The organism is Arthrobacter sp. 2MCAF14, from assembly GCF_052115645.1.
In the GTDB taxonomy this organism is placed as follows: Bacteria; Actinomycetota; Actinomycetes; order Actinomycetales; family Micrococcaceae; genus Arthrobacter.
This window is the reverse complement of record NZ_JBFRHB010000080.1, coordinates 1-5521: the sequence shown is the minus strand read 5'-3', so window position 1 is coordinate 5521 and position 5521 is coordinate 1. Positions and strand designations below refer to the sequence as shown.

General features: G+C 65.1%; 2 protein-coding genes. One reads left to right on the top strand and one right to left on the bottom strand.

The genetic code is table 11. The features are described from left to right. On the bottom strand, positions 1-1293 hold a 1293-nt coding region (locus AB4074_RS24490; RefSeq protein WP_441415704.1), incomplete at its 3' end, for a fibronectin type III domain-containing protein. Between the two features lie 1331 nt (positions 1294-2624). Between AB4074_RS24490 and AB4074_RS24485 the strand changes: the two genes are divergently transcribed. Beyond that, positions 2625-5521: Ig-like domain-containing protein (locus AB4074_RS24485; RefSeq protein WP_441415703.1), on the top strand; the 2897-nt coding region annotated here is incomplete at its 3' end.

Below are 5521 nucleotides of genomic sequence, written 5' to 3'. Positions count from 1 at the left end.
CGAGACCGCGGAGGGCGCGGACGTCCCGACGGCATTCGTGGCCGTGACCGTGAACGTGTAGGCCGTGCCGTTAGTCAGCCCGGTGACGGTCGCCGTCGTCGCTGGCGGGTTACCGGAAACCGTCACCGGAGCCAAAGCCGTGCCACCGGWSGAAGGCRTCACGGCATACGAGGTGATCGGGGACCCGCCGTTGGCCGGCGCCGTCCASGACACCACCGCRGASGCGTTCCCMGCCGTCGCGCTCACSCCKGTTGGTGGGGCTGGTGCGGTCGGCGCCGTCGGCGTGACCGGGGCTGAGGCCGCGGAGGGCGCGGACGTCCCGACGGCGTTGGTGGCCGTGACCGTGAACGTGTAGGCCGTGCCGTTAGTCAGCCCGGTGACGGTCGCCGTCGTCGCGGGCGGGTTTCCCGTCACGGTGACTGGGGCCAGCGTCGTGGCACCGGCGTGCGGGGTGACCGCGTAGGAGGTGATGGGGGAGCCGCCGTTGGCCGGCGCCGTCCASGACACCACCGCGGACGCGTTSCCMGCCGTCGCGCTCACCCCGGTCGGTGCGGCGGGCGCGGTCGCCGAGGCTGCCACGGTGATCGTGAGGGATGGGGTGACCGCGTCGGGGCTGGTCCCGTTGGTTGCGGTGACCGTGAACGTTGCCGTGCCGGCCGTCGTCGGGGTGCCGGAGAGGATCCCGGTGGTGGCGTCCAGGCTCAGCCCGCCGGGCAGGGCACCGGAAGACACTGCAAAGGTCGGGGCCGGGCTGCCGGTCGCGGCGAAGGTGTAGCTGTAGGCGGTGTGGGCGGTGGCGGTGCCCGGGGGAGTGTCCGCGGTGAACACCGGAGGTGCCGGTATACCGGCACCCACCGTCTTCAGAATAATGTCATCAGCGATCATGTCGCCATCCTGCATCGCGTGCTCTGCTCCCAGCTGGAGCACATTCATCGAAGTATTTGAACCGAGATCTATAAACCCGGTCGTGCTGTTCGAACGGTCAAAGAGTTTCGTGCCGTCCTGCCATACCTGGACCTGGCTTTGCGCACCATTGACTACCAGGTGAATTTTCAGGGCAAACTTTTGGCCGACGGCTACATTACCCACGCCCACGATGGTGAATCCGGAGCCGCTAGCCCACCTCACGAACAGGCTGCCCGATCCGTTTTGACGCGACACGTCAAACAGGCGGTTGCTGCCGTTGAAGAAACGCAAGGTGGGAACGTTACTGTTCGAAGCGTTGCCTTCGCGCGTGATGTCAAACCAGCCGCTGGCCCAAACTTCGCTGGCCGAAGCCGGCAAATCTTTCACCACGTTAGCCTCAGAGCCGCTATTCCCCGTCACATGTATTCGTGCAGCGCAGGCGGGGGAGTTGGAAATTGCCGATTGCACCGTGGCGGTGGCGTCGCCCAACTGGGTGACAGTCGTCCATCTACTGAAATCATTGGTTTCAAAGTTATCGGCCAGAACGACTGTGCCGGGGTCAGCGTTAGTAGGAGCCGGAGCGGTGGGGTTACAGGGGGACGTACTGGCCTGAACGTTGCCCCCCGAAGCAAAGCTTGCATAAATCACTAAAGCGGCCATTACAAGCGATGCTGCCAGAGCCGGGTGGCGCCCTCTTCGTGCCGAATTTCGCTTATGCCCCGTATTTGCCATGGGAGTGCCCCTAATGAGGTGGTATCGGTGCAGGTGCTATACCTGAGAACTGTGCGGCACGGACCACTCCCACAGCCCCCGGGGGACTGTGTTCCTCCGGGGGCTGGCACTGGTACGCCTGAGGGCGAGGTGCCGGCTTGCCCGGACCTTGAGGCTGCCGCTGACCAGTCAGAGAGCTAGCCGAAGGGCCACCGCCGGCGTTAACGACTTCATTGGTCATCCTCGCCCGCATCATGACCTCCTGTGGATGGACAGAGCCGTTCATAGTCAGTACCTCGTTGGCCGCGCGATCGAAAGCGCTCCTCATGTCATTTGGGCCCGCCTCATGACGGCCGGCCGTGAAAGCGGCCCGATCCGGAGCCTAAGTGCCGGCCAGCGTCTGGGGCGAGAGTGGGCGGCACCTGTTTTTTGTGTGGGAATACTCGCATATCCTGGGTCCCGGACCGCTCCCATCGACCGGACTTCGAATCTGGCGCTGTTGACAGTGTTAACACTTTCGGCTTCGGAGTGGGTCGCACATCAGCCGGTCTGGCTCGTATTGCCTATGTATACAGGCTCGGCAAACCCAAATTTAGGCCGGCTGTTGGTTCCGGATGGCCACAGAAGATGAACGCAACCCCTCCCATGCGGCCGTGCATGGGTTTGTGGCCTTCGAAGACCCTGCAAGCGTTGCTGATGGCTGGGAGTTGATCCCGCGTCAACCTCGCCAGTACCTACCCGAAGCCGGAGGGATCTCAAGTCCTCGTCGAATGCGGTCTCTAAGGCGGTCTTCGTCGGCCGCAAATTGGCCTCATGCTCTGGCCTGCGCGGTTTCGACCAAGCAAGTAGTCACGCGGATCTGCGCACGCCGAGCAGGTAGTGACGGCTCAAGAATAGGGTGTCCTGCGCCACAAAGTCGGGCACGAACCACTCCTGTGCGGCCCTTTTTCCGCGCCTAGGCTCCACGCAATGAGTCAGTAGCCAAGGGTCAGAAACAGGTCTCTCACATGCGTGGTCAACCCAAACCGCTGCCCCGCCGCGTCTGGGCGGCACTCGTGTCAACACTGCTTGTACTCACCGGGCTGTCCATTGGCGACACCGCCGTTGCGGACGTAGGGACAGTCGCCCACGATGCGCTGCGGACGGGGTGGGACAGCACCGAGAGCGCGCTTTCGCCGTCGTCAGTTGCGTCCTCAACCTTCGGCAAACTGTTCTCCACAGCGGTGGACGGGCAGGTGTACGCCCAGCCGCTCGTCGTCGACGGCACCGTCATCGCAGCGACGGAGAACAATGCCGTTTACGGGTTGGACAGCACCACAGGGACGGCGAAGTGGGTACGTACCCTCGGTCCGGCCTGGCCGGCGTCAACAGTGAGCTGCGGCGACCTCACGCCTACCATCGGCATCACGTCCACTCCGGTCTTCGACCCGGCGACAAAGTCCGTTTTCCTGATGGCCAAGACGAACGACGGATCGAGTCCGCAGCTCCCGCACTGGTACATGCACTCCCTCGATCCGGTGACCGGGGCCGAGAGGGCGGGGTTCCCTGTCCTCATTGGCGGAGCCCCGAGCAATGATCCGACCCATCCATTCAACGCCATGACCGCGATGCAGCGGCCAGGACTGCTGCTCATGAACGGGGTCGTCTACGCCGGCTTCGGCGGCCACTGCGATTACGTCCCTTTCGTCGGGTACATCGTCGGGGTGTCTACAAGCGGCCGGCAGACAACGATGTGGACCACCGAATCGGGCAACAGCAACGCGGAGGGCGGGATCTGGCAGTCCGGCGGCGGCCTGGTGTCCGACGGCGCGGGCCAGATCATAGTCACCACCGGGAACGGCATTTCCCCGGCACCTGGTGTGGGCACCACTCCACCAGCGACGCTGGCGGAGTCCGTGGTCCGGCTCCAAGTCGGTGGTGACGGCAACCTGACGCCGACCGACTTCTTCAGCCCCGCCGCCAACGCCAGGCTGAACCAAAACGACGCCGACCTCGGTTCCGGGGCCCCTGTCGCCATTCCGGACGGTTACGGCACGGCGCAGCACCCGCACCTAATGGCCCAGGTCGGAAAAGACGGCCACGTCTACCTTCTGGACCGCGACCGTTTGGGTGGCATGGCGCAAGGCCCCGGCGGAACCGACGCCATCGTCGACGAAGCCGGTCCGTACGCCGGAGTTTGGGGGCGGCCGGCATTCCTCGGGACCAGCGGCGGCGGCTACCTCTACGACGTCGAGAACAACGGCTACTTACGTGCTCTCAAGCTCATGCCGAACAGTGCGGGCGGGGTCACTCTCGCGTCCGTGGCGACGTCCCCCGGCACCTTCGGGTACACCTCCGGTGCGCCGGCGGTGACCTCTAACGGTACGGACGGGTCTTCCGCCCTTGTCTGGGTCGTCTATGTCTCTGGACCCACCGGTGCCAACGCAGAACTGCGCGCCTACAGCGCGCTTCCGGACAGCACCGGGCACCTCCAGCAGGTGTTCAGCGCCCCACTGGGCGTAGGTTCCAAGTTCTCCTCCGTGGCCACCGACGGCGGTCGCGTGTTCTTGGGCACCCGCGACGGGCACGTGCTAGCCTTCGGCTCCCCGACAACCGCCGCAGTAGGTGCGACGAGCACCGACCTAGGCCAGGTCCCGGTAGGTGCCGCGCAGACGGGTGTAGTGACGATCACCGCGTCCAGGCCGGTATCGATCAGCTCCGTCACGGCGAGTGCTCCGTTCCAAATCGGAACCTCCCTCACGCTGCCTCAGACTCTGGCCGGCGGCGGCAGTCTCGCTGTCCCGGTGACCTTCTCGCCGTCGGCTGCCGGCCAGGCCGACGGCACGCTGACCATCACGACGGCCGACGGCGAGACCGACATCCTCGGCGTCCACGGCGTCGGCACGAAGGACGGCTTGGGCGCGACACCGCCGGCGTTGCAGTTCACCAGCGTGCCGACCCAGACGATCAGCCGGCGGACCGTCAGCATCGTCAATACAGGCACAACGGTTGTCACGATCACCGGAATCACCTTCCCGGCCAATGCAGAGCTCAGCGTGGACACCGGCACAGCGCCGGTCGTAGGTCAACAAATCGAGCCCCTTGCCTCGGTCCCGGTGTCCCTGACCTTCAGCCCCGCCACAGCAAATCCGGTGAGCGACCAGCTCGTTGTCGTCAGCGACCACGGCGCGGTGACCGTGCCGATCACCGCGACCGCCATCTCAGGGGCTGCGCACCTGCAACTGCCGCCCGCGCTGGATTTCGGTGACATCCCGGTGGGGACATCGACAACCCGGGACTTCAAGATACTCAATACCGGCAACATCCCGATGACCATCACCAAGGCGAAGGCGCCGCTAGGACTTTTCTCAACGACCGCACCCATCGCTGAGGGCCTGACGATTCCCGCGGGTGGCTCCGCATTCCAAAGTGTGACCTTCGCACCGACCGCCGTCGGGCCCGCCGGAACTCAGAACACCTTCTACTTGATCACCGCCGACGACGGCCAAGGCCCACTCACCGTGATGCTCACCGGCAACGGCGTGGACGACCCAATCGCGGTCAAGGCGCAGCAGGTCGGTGCCGGCCAGCTGCAATCGAATCTTGGGAGCGCGCTTTCTCTGCAATATTCCGTGGCGTCAGGGAAATGTCAGGATTTCGTCCATGGCGTGGTCTGCTGGTCGCCGGCGACGGGGGCGCATGAGGTCCATGGTGCGGTCTATACCCGGTATCAGGCTGCCGGCGGGGCGGCCGGGAGCCTTGGTTTCCCGACCACTGACGTTATGGGCACTCCTGACGGGGTGGGTCAGTACACCCATTTCACCGGTTCCGGGGGCTCTTCGATTTACTGGTCGCCGGCGACGGGGGCGCACGAGGTCCAGGGGGCCATCCGGGCGAAGTGGGCCGCGCTGGGCTGGGAACAGGG